General features: G+C 62.2%; 1 protein-coding gene. It reads right to left on the minus strand.

Annotated features, from left to right (window positions below):
* Positions 1-1,218: VCBS domain-containing protein (locus tag BMY73_RS27720; protein WP_218190176.1), on the minus strand; the 1,218-nt coding region annotated here is incomplete at both ends.

Genomic DNA, 1,218 nt, shown 5'->3' on the forward strand with positions numbered 1-1,218 from the left:
CTGGTAAGCCGGGTTGCCGGCGTCCAGTGTCCACTTGCCCGAGGCATCGACAGTGAAGCCTGCCGGTTTGTCGGCATCGTTGACGGTGTAGGTCAACACGTCGTTGTCGTCGATATCGGAGGCCTGGAGTTGGCCAGTCGCTTTGGAGTCCTCGACGGCTGTACCGGTGCTGACGGCTGCAACAGGTGCGTCGTTAGTGCCAGTGACAGTGATGGTCAGCGTCGACGTGCTGGTCAGGCCCGCTTTGTCAGTGACGGTAAACGGCACGTCCAGCGTCGTGGTCTGACCGGCGCCCAGGTGCTGGTAAGCCGGGTTGCCGGCGTCCAGTGTCCACTTGCCGGAAGCATCGACACTGAAGCCAGCTGGCTTGTCGGCATCGTTGACGGTGTACGACAGTACGTCGTTGTCGTCGATATCGGACGCCTGGAGTTGGCCGGTGGCTTTGGCGTCTTCGACGGCTGTACCGGTGCTGACGGCTGCAACAGGTGCGTCGTTGGTGCCGGTGACGGTGATGGTCAGGGTCGATGTGCTGGTGAGACCTGCCTTGTCGGTGACGGTAAACGGCACGTCCAGCGTTGTGGTCTGACCGGCGCCCAGGTGCTGGTAAGCCGGGTTGCCGGCGTCCAGTGTCCATTTGCCCGAGGCATCGACGCTGAAACCTGCTGGCTTGTCGGCGTCATTGACGGTGTACGACAGTACATCGTTGTCGTCAATGTCGGAGGCTTGGAGTTGGCCGGTGGCCTTGGCATCCTCGACGGCCGTACCGGTGCTGACAGCGGCAACAGGTGCGTCGTTGGTGCCGGTGACGGTGATGGTCAGAGTCGAGGTGCTGGTCAACCCTGCCTTGTCAGTGACAGTAAACGGCACGTCCAGCGTTGTGGTCTGGCCGGCCGCCAGGTGCTGATAAGCCGGGTTGCCGGCGTCCAGTGTCCATTTGCCAGAAGCATCGACGCTGAAGCCCGCAGGCTTGTCGGCATCGTTGACGGTGTACGACAGTACATCGTTGTCATCGATGTCGGACGCCTGGAGTTGGCCGGTGGCCTTGGCATCTTCGACAGCCGTACCGGTACTGATGGCTGCAACAGGTGCGTCGTTGGTGCCGGTCACGGTGATGGTCAGCGTCGACGTGCTGGTCAACCCTGCCTTGTCAGTGACGGTAAACGGCACATCCAGCGTCGTGGTCTGACCGGCACCCAGGTGCTGGTAAGCCGGGTTGCC

Source organism: Pseudomonas sp. NFACC02, assembly GCF_900110765.1.
GTDB lineage: Bacteria > Pseudomonadota > Gammaproteobacteria > Pseudomonadales > Pseudomonadaceae > Aquipseudomonas.